Source organism: Pseudoxanthomonas sp. G3 (genome assembly GCF_057654715.1).
In genome coordinates this window covers 296,762-312,048 of sequence record NZ_CM172805.1, presented here as the reverse complement: position 1 = coordinate 312,048, position 15,287 = coordinate 296,762, and the positions used below count along the sequence as shown (strand labels likewise).

The 15,287-nt window shown below is 67.2% G+C and carries 13 protein-coding genes; 8 read left to right on the top strand and 5 right to left on the bottom strand.

The genetic code is table 11. The annotated features are described in order from the left end of the window. The first annotated feature begins 10 nt into the window (after positions 1–10). The 3 genes from AC23D6_RS01445 to yjjJ all read left to right on the top strand — a co-directional run bounded on the left by AC23D6_RS01445 (position 11) and on the right by yjjJ (position 5,184). Entirely contained in the window at positions 11–388 is a 378-nt protein-coding gene (locus AC23D6_RS01445) for a hypothetical protein (protein WP_487751078.1), read from the top strand. 129 nt (positions 389–517) lie between these two features. After that, on the top strand, positions 518–3,649 hold the full coding sequence (locus AC23D6_RS01440; protein WP_487751077.1) for a discoidin domain-containing protein: 3,132 nt from the start codon (positions 518–520) through the stop codon (positions 3,647–3,649). 134 nt (positions 3,650–3,783) lie between these two features. Further along, positions 3,784–5,184 (top strand): type II toxin-antitoxin system HipA family toxin YjjJ, encoded by a 1,401-nt coding sequence (gene yjjJ / locus AC23D6_RS01435; protein ID WP_487751076.1) that lies wholly within the window; start codon positions 3,784–3,786, stop codon positions 5,182–5,184. Here yjjJ and AC23D6_RS01430 read toward each other — a convergent pair. Together AC23D6_RS01430 and AC23D6_RS01425 are read right to left on the bottom strand one after the other, a co-directional pair. Then, positions 5,181–6,002, bottom strand: a complete 822-nt coding sequence (locus AC23D6_RS01430) for a hypothetical protein (protein ID WP_487751075.1) — start codon at positions 6,000–6,002, stop codon at positions 5,181–5,183. The genes yjjJ and AC23D6_RS01430 overlap by 4 nt on opposite strands. A 10-nt stretch (positions 6,003–6,012) precedes the next feature. Beyond that, positions 6,013–6,960, bottom strand: a complete 948-nt coding sequence (locus AC23D6_RS01425; RefSeq protein ID WP_487751074.1) for an HPP family protein — start codon at positions 6,958–6,960, stop codon at positions 6,013–6,015. Positions 6,961–7,244: 284 nt separating this feature from the next. Between AC23D6_RS01425 and AC23D6_RS01420 the strand changes: the two genes are divergently transcribed. Next, the gene (locus AC23D6_RS01420; protein WP_487751073.1) at positions 7,245–8,153 is read left to right on the top strand and encodes an HNH endonuclease; all 909 of its coding nucleotides are present in this window, start codon (positions 7,245–7,247) and stop codon (positions 8,151–8,153) included. A 3-nt stretch (positions 8,154–8,156) separates the two neighbouring features. Here the strand turns inward: AC23D6_RS01420 and AC23D6_RS01415 are convergent, their stop codons facing one another. From AC23D6_RS01415 to aceE, 3 genes are all read right to left on the bottom strand, one after another. Continuing rightward, positions 8,157–8,537 carry an addiction module antidote protein gene (locus AC23D6_RS01415; protein WP_487751072.1) on the bottom strand — a complete coding sequence of 127 codons (381 nt, stop codon included), beginning with the start codon at positions 8,535–8,537 and terminating at the stop codon, positions 8,157–8,159. A 1-nt stretch (position 8,538) separates the two neighbouring features. Next, positions 8,539–8,811 (bottom strand): type II toxin-antitoxin system RelE/ParE family toxin, encoded by a 273-nt coding sequence (locus AC23D6_RS01410; protein ID WP_487751071.1) that lies wholly within the window; start codon positions 8,809–8,811, stop codon positions 8,539–8,541. A gap of 166 nt (positions 8,812–8,977) precedes the next feature. Next, positions 8,978–11,671 carry a pyruvate dehydrogenase (acetyl-transferring), homodimeric type gene (aceE, locus tag AC23D6_RS01405; RefSeq protein WP_487751070.1) on the bottom strand — a complete coding sequence of 898 codons (2,694 nt, stop codon included), beginning with the start codon at positions 11,669–11,671 and terminating at the stop codon, positions 8,978–8,980. 249 nt (positions 11,672–11,920) lie between these two features. Between aceE and AC23D6_RS01400 the strand changes: the two genes are divergently transcribed. The 4 genes from AC23D6_RS01400 to AC23D6_RS01385 all read left to right on the top strand — a co-directional run bounded on the left by AC23D6_RS01400 (position 11,921) and on the right by AC23D6_RS01385 (position 15,198). Next, positions 11,921–13,918 (top strand): SpoIIE family protein phosphatase, encoded by a 1,998-nt coding sequence (locus tag AC23D6_RS01400; protein WP_487751069.1) that lies wholly within the window; start codon positions 11,921–11,923, stop codon positions 13,916–13,918. Beyond that, positions 13,890–14,327 (top strand): ATP-binding protein, encoded by a 438-nt coding sequence (locus tag AC23D6_RS01395; RefSeq protein WP_487751068.1) that lies wholly within the window; start codon positions 13,890–13,892, stop codon positions 14,325–14,327. Before AC23D6_RS01400 ends, AC23D6_RS01395 begins: the two co-directional genes overlap by 29 nt. Next, on the top strand, positions 14,321–14,710 hold the full coding sequence (locus tag AC23D6_RS01390; RefSeq protein ID WP_487752546.1) for an STAS domain-containing protein: 390 nt from the start codon (positions 14,321–14,323) through the stop codon (positions 14,708–14,710). The genes AC23D6_RS01395 and AC23D6_RS01390 overlap by 7 nt, the downstream gene beginning before the upstream one ends. A 104-nt stretch (positions 14,711–14,814) precedes the next feature. Then, on the top strand, positions 14,815–15,198 hold the full coding sequence (locus tag AC23D6_RS01385) for an STAS domain-containing protein (RefSeq protein ID WP_487751067.1): 384 nt from the start codon (positions 14,815–14,817) through the stop codon (positions 15,196–15,198). The last annotated feature ends 89 nt before the right edge of the window (positions 15,199–15,287 follow it).

Below are 15,287 nucleotides of genomic sequence, written 5' to 3'. Positions count from 1 at the left end.
GAGTCCTTCGATGACGTCACGCCCCACCGCATCGCCCGTCCGCCTCACCGCCATGCTCGCCGCATGCCTGTCGTTGGCCGCCTGCACCACCACGCCGACCGCGCCCGCCTGGGTGCCCGGCCAGCAAGCCACCGTGGAAGGTCAGGTCGCCACGGTCGACACCACGCCATGGACCTACGACGGCAGCGCGGTGGTCACCCTCGCCACGCCGACCGGCAACGTGGATGTCCATCTGCCGGCCCGCTGGAACCTGTGCAAGGCGCCACCGCCGGACGACGTTCAGGCCCTGAAGGCCGGCGACCGCGTGCGGGTCACCGGGACGGTCTCCGAACCCCACACCCTCGTGGTCTGCGAACAGTCCACGCACGGGCTGCAGCGCGCGCCCTGACGCCGTTGCCAAGGCCAGCGGCCGCCGGCAATCCGCCCCGCTCGTTGCGCTGCAACTAGCATGTAAACGTTTTCAACCCTAGTATCCGGCGCTCCCGTGGCCTGCCCGGCCCGTCCACAGGAGCCCCCCATGCCCCTGACCGCGCCCGCTGCGGCCCCGCGTTCGCCCCTCCTCCTCGCCCTGGTGGCGTATGGCCTGGTGACCAGCCCGCTCGGCCGGGCGGCCGACGCCCTGCCGCCCCGCGCCAGCTGGACGGCGACCAGTTCGGCCAGCACCACCGTGGAGATGGCCCCGCCCAAGGGCATCGATGGCGATCCGGCGACCAAGTGGGGCGGCGCGTTCTCGCCCGGCCACTGGTACCAGGTGGATTTCGGCGAGCGCGTGTCGGTGGGCGCGGTGGAGCTGCACTGGGAATGGGGCGGCGCGCGCGCCTATTCGATCCAGGCCTCCGATGACGGCGAACACTGGCGCACCGCGTTCGAGACACGCGATGGCGTGGGCGGCATCGAGTACGACGTGTTCCCTACCGTGCAGGCGCGCTACCTGCGCCTGACCGCACCCGAGCGCTCCGCGGACTGGGGCGTGTCGGTGTTTGAGTTCCGCCCCTATGCGGGCAGCGAGACGCCCCGCATCCGGGGCGTCGACGGCGATCCCGCCGCGCTGTGGTCCGATGCCGGCGAGGCGCACGCCATGACCGGCAAACCCGCGGCCGACGGCATGCGGCAGCTGCAGATCGACCTGCCCAAGCCGATGTCCGTCGCCGGCCTGGAAGTGGCGTGGAAGGACACACCGCGCGCCGCCCGGCTGGAAGGCCGTGAGGCCGGTTCGGATCGCTGGATAGTACTGGCCGAAGACCCGCGCGCCTTCGGCGACAGCGCCTTCCTCGCCGACAGCCAGGCGCGCACGCTGTCCGCGCTGCGCCTGAGCGTGCGCGGCGAGGGCACGCAGGCGCCGCGCCTTCAGCGGCTGCGCCTGATCGGGCCGAAGCGGGTCATGACGGCGATGAAGCGCTACGAACTCGCCGCCGCGCGCGAGCACCGTGCGCTCTTCCCCTCGTCGCTGCACCAGCAGCAGGTGTACTGGACGGCGGTGGGCATTCCCGCGGGCCGGCAGAAGTCGGTGCTCGACGAGTTCGGCCATGTCGAAGCCTTCAAGGGCGCGCCGCTGGTGCAGCCGGTATGGCGCGATGCCAGCGGCCGGGCGAGCGCGGCGAACGCCGATACGCCGATCACCCATGCGCTGCGCGACGGCTGGATGCCGATGCCCACCGTGCAGTGGTCGCCGCAGCCGGGCCTGGAACTTACCACCGCCGCGATCGCCCTCGAACAGCGCGGCGCGCCCGTCACGCTGGTGCGCTACCGCCTGCGCAACACCGGCACCACGCCGGTGTCCGGCAATTTCAATCTGCTGACGCGGCCGATGCAGGTCAGTCCGCCGTGGCAGAACGGCGGTCCCTCGCCGATCCGCGACATCACGGTCGGCCGCGGTGATGCCGCGCAGGTGACGGTCAACGGACGCACGCTGTTCCAGTCGCTGACGCCGGTGGCGCGCGCGTCCGCCTCCGCCTTCGGTGCCCATGGCGAAGGCGAGATCACCGGCCTGCTGATGGCCGATGCGCTGCCCGACGTGCAGCAGACGCACGACGACAGCGGCCTCGCTGCCGGCCAGCTGGGTTACGACGTGGCGCTGGCGCCCGACGCGACGCAGGACATCGTGATCGCCTTCGCCCTCGGCGATGCGCGTATCGATCCAGCCAAGCCGCTACCCGCCGCACCCGCACTCGACCTCGCCGGACTGACCGGCGAAGGCGCGTTCGACGCGCGTGCCGACGAGGTGGCCGCACAGTGGCAGAAACGCCTGGGCCGCATCGGCCTGTCGCTGCCGGATGCCTCGCTGGTCGACATGCTGCGCGCGCAGGCCGCGTACATGCTGATCAACCAGAGCGGCCACGCGATGCAACCGGGCCCGCGCAACTACAACCGCTCCTTCATCCGCGATGGCGCCGCCACCGCCGCGACGCTGGTGCGCATGGGCATGCCGAAGACCGCGCGCGACTACCTGCAGTGGTACGCCGGCCATGCGGTACACGAGAACGGCCTGGTGTCGCCGATCCTCAACGACGACGGATCGGTCAACACCGGCTTCGGCTCCGACATCGAGTACGACAGCCAAGGCCAGTTCATCTGGCTGGTCGCCGAGCTCGCGCGGCTGGACGGCGGTGCGCGCAGCGTGCGCGACTACCAGGACAAGGTGACGCGCGCGATGAAGTTCATGCAGGAGCTGCGCGAACGCACGATGGTGCCGGGCTACCTCGCCGACCAGCCATCGCCGGAGCGCTTCCACGGCATCCTGGCACCGTCGATCAGCCACGAAGGCTATCCGGTGCCCACGCACAGCTACTGGGACGACTACTGGGCGCTGAAGGGCTGGCACGACGGCGCCTGGCTGGCCGAGCAGTGGGGCGATGCGAAGACGGCCGCTTGGGCGCGCGAGCAGTACGCCGCGCTGCGCGCATCGATGGCCGCCTCGATTCGCGCGACGATGAAGTGGAAGGGCATCGATACCGTGCCCGCCGACGCCGACATGGGCGGCAGCGATCCCACCAGCCTGTCGATCGGGCTGGATCCGGCCGGGCAGCAGGACGTGATGCCGGCCGATGCGTTGAAGATCACGTTCGACCGTTACCTGGAAGACGTGCGCAAGCGCGACGTGCCCGGTGCGTTGTACGCGTACACGCCGTACGAGATCCGCAACGTGCTGACCTACGTGCACCTCAACCGGCCGCAGGAAGCGCACGAACTGCTGATGCGCTTCCTGGGCCACCGTCGTCCGGCGCCGTGGCAGGTGCTGGCCGAGGTGGTGTATTCGGATGCGCGCCATGCGATCTACCTGGGCGATATGCCGCACACGTGGATCGGTTCGGAATACGCGCGTGCGATCTTCGGCATGCTGATGCACGAAGGCGACGAGGCGCTGTCGCTGCTGCCGGGCACGCCACCTGCGTGGGTGGCCGGCGACGGCCTGCGCGTGGACGGCCTGCCGACGGCCTACGGCACGCTGGCCATGACCGCGCGCCAGCAAGGCCAGACCCTGCGCGTGACGCTCGGCCCGGGCCTGCGCAAGGACGCCGCGCTGAAGGTCAGTTGGCCGAACCGGACGAAGCCGTCGCGGGTGACGGTGGATGGCAAAGTGGTGACCGACTTCGACGATCAGGGTCTGCGGCTCGCCCACCCCTTCAGCCAGTTGGTGGCGATTTGGTAAGTCGCCCCCAAGGAATCGGCCAAGAATCGTAAGAAATGAGCGGCGGCCTTCCCGCCATAGTCTATATATATCAGTTGTTTACTGGATGAATTAGTTCGGGTATCGTCTGAGAATCGTAAGAATCAGGTGATCCCATGGCGCGCGCGCGCACAGCCACCGTGACCGACCTGCTGACACGGCTGGCGAGCGGCGACCCCGTGCCAGCGGCCCAGCTGGCGCAATCGCTGGGCGTGAACCGCCCCATGTTGGCCGTGCTGGTCGCCGAAGCCGGGCCCGCGGTGCTGCGGATCGGCAAGGCCCGCGCCACCGCCTACGTGGCGCGGATGCGCACCGATGCCGGCGACGCGTGGCCGCTGTGGCGGATGCGTCGAGATGCGACGTTGGAGGAACTCGGTACGCTGCATGCGCTGCGGGGAGACCGTTTCTACTTCGACACCTCGGGTGAGCGACCCGTGTTGGCGCGCCCTGTCGACCGCGTCGCCGGCTTCCATCCGGGGTTGCCATGGTTCCTCGACGACCTGCGACCGCAAGGGTTTCTCGGGCGCATGCTGGCGCACCGCCAGGGACGCACGCTGGGGGTACCGGACGACCTCAGCCGGTGGCAGGTCCGCGACACAGTCATGGCGATCACGCGGACCGGCGGCACCGGCATCGGCGACCTGATTTTGGGCCAGGAAGCACTGACGATCGCGATGGCCGAACGCGACGCACCGACCGATGTTGTCGCCTTCGCCGATCGCGCGCGACAGTACCCGGCGTGGGCGCGTGCCGCGCTGGCGGGCGAGGACATTGGCTCGTCGCCTGGCGGCGAGCAGCCGAAGTTCACCGCGACGGTCCAGCACGAGGACGGCGGGCGATACGCTGCGCTGGTGAAGTTCGCCGTTCCAGACGAAGGCCAGGCCGTTCGCCGCTGGGCCGACCTGCTGGTGTGCGAGCACCTGGCGGCCACGACCTTGCATGAGGCGGGGCTGCCTGCGTCGACATCGCACTGTCTGCATGCCGATGGCTACACCTTCCTGGAGGTCCGTCGTTTCGACCGGTCTGCCGACGCACTCGGGCGCCACGGTTTCGTTTCTCTGCAGGCGTTGGACGCTGCGTTCTACGGCGATGGCGCGCGCGACTGGGCCCGCTTCGGCGCGATGTTGGAGGCTGACGGCTGGATCACAGATGAGGACGCCGTACGGATGGCGCGCCTGCATTGGTTCGGTCGTTTCATCGACAACAGCGACATGCATGCCGGCAATCTGGCGTTCTATCTCGCCGACGAGCGCCCGCTGGCGCTGGCACCGGCGTACGACATGCTGCCGATGGCCTTAGCGCCCTCACGCACCGGCGCCGTGCGCCCCCTGGAGACCGTACGACTGGCCGCACCTGATCGCACCGGACAGGTCGGCCACCTCCGCTGGGCGGCGGACGCTGCCATCGCCTTCTGGCAGCGCGTGGCAGACAGCGACCTGATTGGATCGGATGAGCTGCGCACGCTCGCGCGCGTCAACATCGATGCGGTCGGAGACTTCGCACGCCAGTTCGCCTAGGGCGCGAGCACCCCGCTATTCGCCCCCGGTCGCGAACGTATTACTTCGCACTGGCGCTCCGCCTCGTACAGGGCGTCCCGGTTGAGCCGCTGCGCCAAGCCAGTGATCCCGTCGAGTCGCTGGTAGGCGTGCGAATCCGGCGGTAGCAATGCCCGAAGCGACGCACTCAATGGCGAGGACCAGTTCTGATCCGCTTCCGGCGGTGAGTTCATGGGTACACCCGGATTCCACGGCAGCATGCGCGCCTTCTGGGAGTTGGACCACAGCAAGGACGTCGGTCGGCCTTGCCACCGCATCTGCACGAGCATGTGCGGATAGTCGTCCGTCCAGCTGATGCCACGTCCGTAGTGTCGGTCGATGAGGGCCAACAGCTTGGTGCGGCCGAAGTACCGCTTCGCCAACTGCTGCAGCTCGTCTTCCGTGCAAGGTGAAGGTGGGACGCGCATGATCGGCTCGAACGTGCGCAAAGCGCGCTTGTCGATGTCCTGCGCCACCACCTGCAGGCCGCGATGGCGTGCCCAGCGGGGCAATGACGCCTGGCGTACGAACTCGGCTACGTCGCGGGACAAGATCGGCGTCTCGACGTCCACCTGCTGCCCTCCCTCGGTCTCGTAGCCACCGCGAAGCAAGAACATGCCCGGCTTACCTGCCGGCGTGATCGTGAAGTGCTCTTCGACGAAGACCCAGCCGCCGCGTTCGAAGTCGATCCGTATCTCCTGGAGACCGGAGAGGTCGACCGGCGCGACCTTCTCCTCTTTGGCGCAGCACGCGGACAGGCCAGCAACCAGCGCAACCGCATACACCCACAGGTGCTTCATGGCCTCCCCCTTAGCCGGCAATCACCCACCGCCCATTCTCCTGCAACACCACCTCGAAGCGCGCCCACTGACGAAACTCATCCGGGCTGGTCGTCCCCGTGCTGCCCGTCTGCTCGCCAGCAACGACGCGGTACTGCAACCCCGCACCCTCGCCTTCCAACACGTGCCGCACGCTCCACAAGCGACCGAGCTTGCCGTTGCTGTAGAAGCGTCCGCGCGCGATCACATCGGGATGGGTGATGTTGCGCTCGGCGTGCTGCTTGGCGAGTTCCAGCAGTTCGGTGAGGTTCTCGGTGGTGATGTCGACGTAGGAGTTGAGTTGCTCCATCGCGGCGGAGAAGTCTTCCTGGGTCAGTTCGAACTGGCGCTGCGCGGGCTGGGTGATCCGCGAGGCCTGGCGACGGCGATGCAGGTGGGCGGGGTAGCGGCGCCAGGCGAACAGCGCGTTGAAGGCGATGGCCATGGCGAGGATGGCCGCCACGTTGATCAGTACGGGCATCAGCAGGTAGTGGTAACCGAATGCATGGATGTCGGCGCCGCCGATCACCGCGGTCAGCGCCGTCGCGCCACCCGGTGGGTGGATGCAGCGCAAGTAATACATGACGCCGACGGCCAGTCCCACCGCCAGCGCCGCCGTCCATAGATGGCCGGGGAACAGTTGCTGACAGGTGACGCCGATCGCGGCGGAGATCAGATGCCCGCCGACCACGGCCCAGGGCTGCGACAGCGCGCCATGCGGCACGGCGAACAGCAGCACGGCCGATGCGCCCATCGAGCCGACCATCAACAGGCCACCCGGCGTGGTCACGTCGCCGAGCGACCATGTCGTCACCCATGCGACGGCGAGGATGCCCAGCGCGGCGCCGATGCCGGAGATCCACTTCTCGCCATGGCGGGTGGTGTTGCGCTCGATGCCCAGCAGCAGGCGGAGTTCAGTGAGGGCGGGATGGGGCTTCATCGTGGTGGGGCGCAGGCACGGGACGGAGAAGTCTATGCGAATCGTCTGGCGCGGCGGATTCGACCAAGCGCCTCGACTGGGTGATTGATCGTCCAGCGCGATGTCGTGTGCAATGGGCGCCGGTAGGGCGAGCTCCAAGCACGCCAACGAAAGCGTCCGGCAAAGCCGATGGGTATTTGCCCATCCGACGGTGACGATGCATTCCCATGCAGAGCGTGGCCACGGAGAGCACGACGGCCGGTAAAGACGGCTGATATCCTGGTCACGGCCATTCCGGGGACAACATGACCAACGCCGTACTTACGACGTCGGAGAGTTCCGCTTACGACGATCGGATCGAGGAGCGCTACCACTTTCCGCAGACCTATCTGCGGCAGGTGCGTGAAGCGGTTGGCGACTTCATCCTGTACTACGAACCTCGCCGGACCTCGGGCCCTAACAGCGCCACCGGGCGCCAAGCCTACTTTGCCTGTGCACGAGTCGCCTCCGTCGATGAAGACCCCAACGTTCCGGGCCACCACTACGCGCGGATTCGCGACTTCATCGAGTTTGATCGCGCGGTGCCCTTCAATGAAGGAGGTCACTACTACGAATCGATGCTGCGCAAGGCTGACGGCTCAACGAACAAGGGCGCATTTGGGCGAGCGGTGCGTGGCTTACCTGCTGACGAGTTCGCGGCCATCCTGCAGGCCGGCATGTCGGCGCCCCTGGAGGCATGGGACGTTGAATCGCTAGGGGATTCGACGGCACTTCCTGTCACGGAAGACGTACCGCCTGACTACGTGCCTCGCGTTATCGTCTCGCAACTCATCAACCGTCGGTACCGCGACGTCGCGTTTCGCCGCCATGTGCGCCAGGCTTATCAGAACACCTGCGCCGTGACCGGCCTTCGGCTGTTAAACGGCGGTGGTCGCCCTGAAGTGCAAGCAGCGCACATCCGGCCGGTGGAGGCGGATGGACCCGACACGGTACGCAATGGGATTGCGCTGACCGGAACTGCGCACTGGCTCTTTGATCGTGGACTTCTGAGCTTCGGAGACGATTACTCGATCCTGCTTTCGCCACACGGCGTGCCGGACGACCTGGACAAGCTGATTCGGCAGGAGCGTACGCTGATCCTTCCGGCGTCGTCTGCATCAAAACCACACACCACTTATTTGCGATGGCACCGGGAGAATCGCTTCAAGGCGTAGTCCTCATCTGTCCTGCGCGGCGATCCGCTTGACCGGGCGACCCGGTACTTTCCGTGCGACCGTCCGCTTGCCCGCACGGCCAGCCGTCTTGGCCTTCTTGCTGACGAGTGCAAACCGATAGCCCATCGCATCGGCCACCTTCAGCACCGTGCCGAAGCTGGGATTGCCGCTGCTGGACAGCGCCTTGTACAAGCCTTCGCGCGTCAGTCCGGTATCGCGCGCCAGCTGGCTCATGTTGCGCGCGCGCGCCGCCACACCCAACGCATGCACCAGGAACGCCGGATCATCGCCGGCCTCCTCGAAGCATGCATCCAGATAGGCGGTGATGTCCGCTTCGGTCTTCAGATATTCCGCCGAATCCCAGGGCGTTGTCTTCAATGCCATGTCAATTCTCCAACGCGTGCGCCAGTGCCAACGCCGTCTGGATGTCCGTACGTTGCGATGCCTTGTCGCCTCCGCACAGCAGCACGACCCAGGCGTCGCCGTGGCGTGTGAAGTAAACGCGATACCCCGGACCGCAATCGATCTTCATTTCGCACACCCTTCCCGTCAGTACGCGGTGGTGTCCCGGATTGCCGAAGGCGAGCCGATCGATCCGCGCCTGGATGCGCATCCTCGCCTGCCGGTCGCGCAGCGAAACAAGCCAGTCCTCGAACATCCGTGTCTTCCTGACCTCGATCATGCAGCGTCATCCATGACGTCGACCTAGCCCAGACTGTGAACCATGGTTAACGAACTGTCAATCGGTCGGCCGACAAAAAAGCGGCCATGGGCCGCTTCTTCGTCCGGTCATCCTCTCCGCGTACGGAGAGCAACGGCGTGCATCACACGGTGACAGGGTTCGCCTTCTCCACATCGATCTTGTACTGCTTGATCGCGCGGGATACGTCCTTGGCGGTCATCTTGCCTTCCTTCGCCAGGGCGGCGATGGCGGCGTGGGCGATGTAGTAGCGGTCCACTTCGAAGTGGCGGCGCAGGTTGGCGCGGGTGTCGCTGCGGCCGAAGCCATCCGTGCCCAGCACCGTGTACGCCATCGGCACGAACGCGCGGATCTGGTCCGCGTAGGCGCGCACGTAGTCGGTCGCGGCGATCGCCGGGCCCTGGCGGCCTTCCAGCAGCTCGGTCACATACGCCTTGCGCGGCGACTTGGCTTCCGGGTTCAGGCGGTTCCAGCGCTCGGCGTCGAAACCGTCACGACGCAGCTCGTTGAAGCTCGGGCACGACCAGATGTCGGCGGTGACGCCGAAATCCTTGTCCAGCAGCTCGGCCGCCGCAATCGCCTCGCGCAGAATGGTGCCGCTGCCCAGCAGCTGCACGCGCAGCTCGCCCTTCTTCGGCTTGCCCGCATCGGTGAGCAGGTACATGCCCTTGATGATGCCGTCGGCCGCGCCTTCCGGCATGTCCGGGTGGGTGTAGTTCTCGTTCATCAGGGTGACGTAGTAGTACTCGTCCACCTGCTCCTGCAGCATCTTCTGCATGCCGTGCTGCAGGACTACCGCGACTTCGAAACCGAAGGTCGGGTCGTAGCTGCGCACGTTGGGAATGCCGCCGGCGACGACGTGGCTGAAGCCGTCCTCGTGCTGCAGGCCTTCACCGTTCAACGTGGTGCGGCCCGCGGTGCCGCCCAGCAGAAAGCCGCGCGTGCGCATGTCGGCCGCCTGCCAGGCGATGTCGCCGATGCGCTGGAAGCCGAACATCGAGTAGTAGATATAGAACGGCAGCATCGGCACGTTGCTAACCGAATAGCTGGTGCCCGCCGCCATCCACGACGACATCGCGCCCGGCTCGCTGATGCCCTGCTGCAGCACCTGGCCGGACTGGTCCTCGCGGTAGTACATCAGCTGATCGGCGTCGACCGGCTTGTACTTCTGGCCGAACGGCGCGTAGATGCCGATCTGGCGGAACATGCCTTCCATGCCGAACGTGCGCGCCTCGTCGGCGACGATCGGCACCAGGCGCGGACCGACCTGCTTGTCGCGCAGCGCGATGTTCAGGCCCTGCACGAACGCCATCGTGGTGGAGATCTCGCGGTCGCCGGTGCTCTTCAGCAGGCGGTCGAAGGCTTCCAGCTTCGGCGTCTCGAACGATTCGCTGGCCTTGCGGCGGCGCTGCGGCAGGTAACCGCCCAGCGCGGCGCGGCGCGCCTTCAGGTACTGCACTTCCGGCGAATCCTCGCCCGGGTGGTAGAACGGCACCTGCGCCGACTCTTCCAGCTGCTTGTCGCTGACCGGGATGTTGAAGCGGTCGCGGAACGTGCGGATGGCCTCGTCGTCCAGCTTCTTGGTCTGGTGGGTCGGGTTGAGCGATTCGCCCGCCGAGCCCATGCCGTAGCCCTTCACCGTCTTGGCGAGGATCACCGTGGGCATGCCCTTGGTGTTGACCGCCTCGTGGTAGGCCGCATAGACCTTGTGCGGATCGTGGCCGCCGCGGTTGAGGCGCCAGATGTCGTCGTCGGACAGGTTGGCGACCATCGCCGCCGTCTCCGGGTACTTGCCGAAGAAGTTGTCGCGCGTGTACTTGCCGCCGAACGCCTTGCAGTTCTGGTATTCGCCGTCGACGGTTTCCATCATCAGCTTCTTCAGCACGCCGTCGGTGTCGCGCGCGAGGAGCGGATCCCAGTAGCTGCCCCACAGCAGCTTGATGACGTTCCAGCCACCACCGCGGAACACGCCTTCCAGCTCCTGGATGATCTTGCCGTTGCCGCGCACCGGACCGTCCAAGCGCTGCAGGTTGCAGTTGACGACGAAGATCAGGTTGTCGAGGCCTTCGCGGCCGGCCAGCGCGATGGCGCCGAGCGTTTCCGGCTCGTCGCTCTCGCCGTCGCCGATGAAGCACCACACCTTGCGGTCGGACTTCTCGATCAGGCCGCGATGCTCCAGGTACTTCATGAATTGCGCCTGGTAGATCGCCGCCAGCGGGCCCAGGCCCATCGAGACGGTCGGGGTCTGCCAGTAATCGGGCATCAGCCACGGATGCGGATAGGACGAGATGCCCTGGCCGTCGACTTCCATGCGGAAGTTGTCGAGTTGCTGCTCGCTGATGCGGCCTTCCAGGAACGAACGCGCATAGATGCCCGGCGCGCTGTGGCCCTGAATGAAGAGCAGGTCGCCCGGATGGCTGTCGCTGGGCGCGCGCCAAAAGTGGTTGAAGCCCACGTCATAGAGCGTGGCGCCGGAGGCGAAGCTGGCGATGTGGCCGCCAAGGTCGCCGGGCTTGCGGTTGGCGCGCACCACGGTGGCCATCGCGTTCCAGCGGATGATCGAACGGATGCGCCATTCCAGCGCGGCGTCGCCCGGGCTCTTGGCCTCGTTCTGCGGCGCGATGGTGTTGACGTACTCGGTGGTGGGCGAGAACGGCAGGTAGGCACCGGCGCGGCGGGTGACTTCCACCATGCCCTCGAGCAACTGGTGAGCACGCAGCGCGCCGTTCTTCTCGATCACCGCCTGCATGGAATCGATCCATTCGCGGGTCTCCTGCGGATCCGGATCGCTCTGCAACATGTCGTTCAACCAGTTCATTCCCACTCCTGTTGCGCCGCGCGTGGGGGCGTGGCGTTGCCGTTTCTTGTAGACCCTGAAGTGTAGCGCACGCACCCCGCGGGGCACCTGGCTACGCAGGCGTATGGAGGGGACACAACGTCGCTGTCCCGGGACAACGGAAACACCAAAATAAGACCTTTGCCGTATTGCAACATCCGCGATGCGCTTATGATCCGCGCAGGGGGAAGGCTCGGGGGCGGCATGCAAGACGCAGTGCCAGGGAACGTCGTGCCACGGGCTGCCGGTGCCTCGCACTGGCGCAGCAGCTTGCGCACGCGCATCGCCCTCTGGGCAGGTCTGGTCAACGTGGTGCTGCTGGTGCTGCTGGTGGTGGCCACGGCGTGGTTCGCGCGGCGCATGATCCTGGAGGATGCACGCCGCGATACCCAGGCGAGCGCGCAGGAAGCCGTGCAGCGGCTGGACAACGCGATGCGCGTGGTAACCATCACCACGCACGGCATCTCCGACCTGGTCGGTTCGGCCAACCTGGCGCCCGACGAACTCACCGCCACCCTGCGCGCCATGGTCAAGGCCACGCCCGGCTGCGCCGGCGGCCTGCTGGTGCTGGAACCCCGCACGCGCGCCGATGCGCCCTTCGCCCGCTACATCGCCGCCAACGGGCGCGACCGCGACCTCGTCGCCGACGGCTATCCCTATCGCGACCAGGGCTGGTACCAGCGCACGGTGGCCTCGCCGGCCGGCTGGTGGTCCGAGCCCTACCTCAACCAGACCGCGGGCGCCGTCTGGATGGTCACCTACAACATGCCCTTGCGCGAACCCGGCCGCGGCGCGCGCACCCGCGGCATGGTCAGCCTGGACCTGCCGCTGGCCAACCTCACCGACATGGTCGAATCGCTGGCGAACCTGCCCGGCTGGCGGGTGACGCTGGTGGCGCCGGGCGGCACGCTGGCGCTCAATCCGGAAGTCACCGTTGATCGCCTGGAGCGGCTGGACGACTACATCCGCCGCGCCGGCCGCACGGACCTGCAGGACGCCGCGCAGGCCGTCAGGCAGCGCCGCCCGCTGCAGCATGCGCATGTCGATGCGATCACCGGCGAGCGGCGATACACGGTGGTCGAGCCGGTCGGCGACAGCGGCTGGAGCCTGCTGGTGGCGCAGTCGTACGAGCTCATCACCCAGCGCCTCAACACCGCGCTATGGACGCTGGCCGCCGTGGGCGCGCTGCTGGCGCTGGTATGCATGCTGGTGGTGCGGAAGCTGGCGCGCCACATCAGCCAGCCGGTGGAACGGCTGTCGGCCTCGGCCACCCGCCTGGCCGAAGGCGACTACGCGATGCCGGTGCCCTATGTGGGCCGGCGCGACGAGGTCGGGCAGCTGGCCCGCACGCTGGAACATGCGCGCGGTTCGATCCGGCAGCAACTGCGCGAAATCGAGGACATGACCGCGGCCCGCCAGAAACTGGAGAGCGAACTGTCCATCGCCCGCGAGATCCAGCAGGCGATGCTGCCGCCGGGCCGGGTCATCGACCGTGAGCAGAGCCACCTGGAAGCCTACGCGCGCCTGGAACCGGCCAAGGCCGTCGGCGGCGACTTCTACAGCTTCATCGAAACCGGCACCGACGCGCTGTGGTTCGCCATCGGCGATGTCTCCGACAAGGGCGTACCGGCCGCGCTGTTCATGGCGCGCACCGTCACCGTGCTGGAAGTGGCGGCCAGCAGCCATGCCAGTCCCGAACGCGTGCTGGCCGAAGCCTCGCGCCGTCTGGTGCAGGGCAACGATGCGTGCATGTTCGCCACCGTGCTGTGCGGACGCGTGGATGTGCGTACCGGCGAATGCGTGCTGGCCAGCGCCGGCCACGATGCGCCGCTGCTGCTGCATGCCGACGGGCGCCACGACGAGCTGCCACTGCAACCGGGACCGCCGCTGGGCTTCGAGATCGGCGACGCGTTTCCGCTGTGGTCGGGCCGACTGCCGGCCGGCGCCACGCTGCTGGCCTGGACCGACGGCATCACCGAGGCCTTCGATGTCGACAACCAGGCGTACGGCCCGGAACGCATCCCCGAGGCGCTGCGGCCCGGCGCCAGCGCACGCGAGCAGTGCGAAGACCTGATCGCCGCCGTTCACGCATTTACCGGCAGTGCCCCGCAGTCGGACGACATCACCGTGCTGGCCATCCGTCGCCGGCTGGACAGCGACCCGGCTTCCCCCGAAGCTCCGCCATCACAGGAGACCGCGCATGCAGATGCGACTGTTCATTCCCCGTGAGCACGCCCGTGTCGACGACCTCAATGCGTCGCTCGAAGCCGTGCTGGCCAACAACGGCGTCAGCCGCGCGATCCAGTGCGACGTGCGCCTGATCGTCGAGGAACTGGCGAGCAACGCCATCGAACACGGCGGCCCCGGCCGCGTCGATGGCGACGACCACGAACTGTGCGTGGACATCGCCATCCGCGACCACCGGCTGACGCTGGAGTTCCGCGAGAGCGGCGCGGCGTTCAATCCCCTCGACCAGCCGCCGCCCGATCTGGACGCCGACATCCTCGACCGTCCCACCGGCGGCCTGGGCGTGCACCTCGTGCGCCAGGTCTCTGAGGAAGCGCATTACGAACGAATCGGAAATTACAACGTGCTTCGCCTGACACTGCGCATCCCCACCGAGGAGAACGGATCATGAGCCTGGGCATCGACATCCTGCCGCCGGGGAAGGGTAGCCAACGCGTGGCCGTCAGCGGCCGTCTGGACACCCACACTTACGAAGACCTCGACGAAGCGCTCGCACCCCTGCTCACGCGCCAGTTGCATTCGCTGGTGCTCGACCTGTCGGGGCTGGAGTACATCAGCAGCGCCGGCATCCGCTCCATCTTCAAGGCCCGCAAGACGCTCGCGCCGCACGGCGGCAAGGTACTGCTGGTGAATCCGCAACCGCAGATCCAGAAGGTGCTGGACATGGTGAAGGCAGTGCCGCTGAACGAGATCTTCTCGTCCACCGCGGAGGCCGATGCCTACCTGGACGTGATGCAGCGCAAGGTCCTGCAGGCCGACGAGGACGACGACTGACGGACGCAGGTCGCCTCGTCCCGCTTTTGCTTTACGATCCGACCTCCCTCCCCTCCATACCCGGGCCGCCCCCACCCGGCACATCCGTTGCACCGAGATGCCCGATGACATTGGAGATTGAGGTCTACCCGCCGGTGAACGGCAACCAGTACGTGCTGCTGAGCGGCCGGCTGGACACGCTGAGTCATGCGCAGCTCGACGAGGCGCTGGCCCCGATGCTGGCTGCGCGCCCGCAAGCGCTGGTGCTGGACCTGGCGCACCTGGACTACATCAGCAGCGCCGGCGTGCGCAGCATCCTGAAGGCACGCAAGGCGCTGGCCCCGCACGAAGGCCGCCTGCTAGTCGTGCACCCGCAGGAACAGATCCGCAAGGTGATCGAAATCGTCCAGGCGGTGCCGATGGACGAGATCTTCGAATCCACGGCCGATGCCGATGCCTATCTGGATGCGTTGCAGCGGCGGATTCTGGATGGGGAAGACGAGAACTGACAGGCAAGAAGGATGTGGGATGTGGGAGCGACGTAAGTCGCGATGAAGCTTTACCGGCTGCCCATCGCGACTTACGTCGCTCCCACACC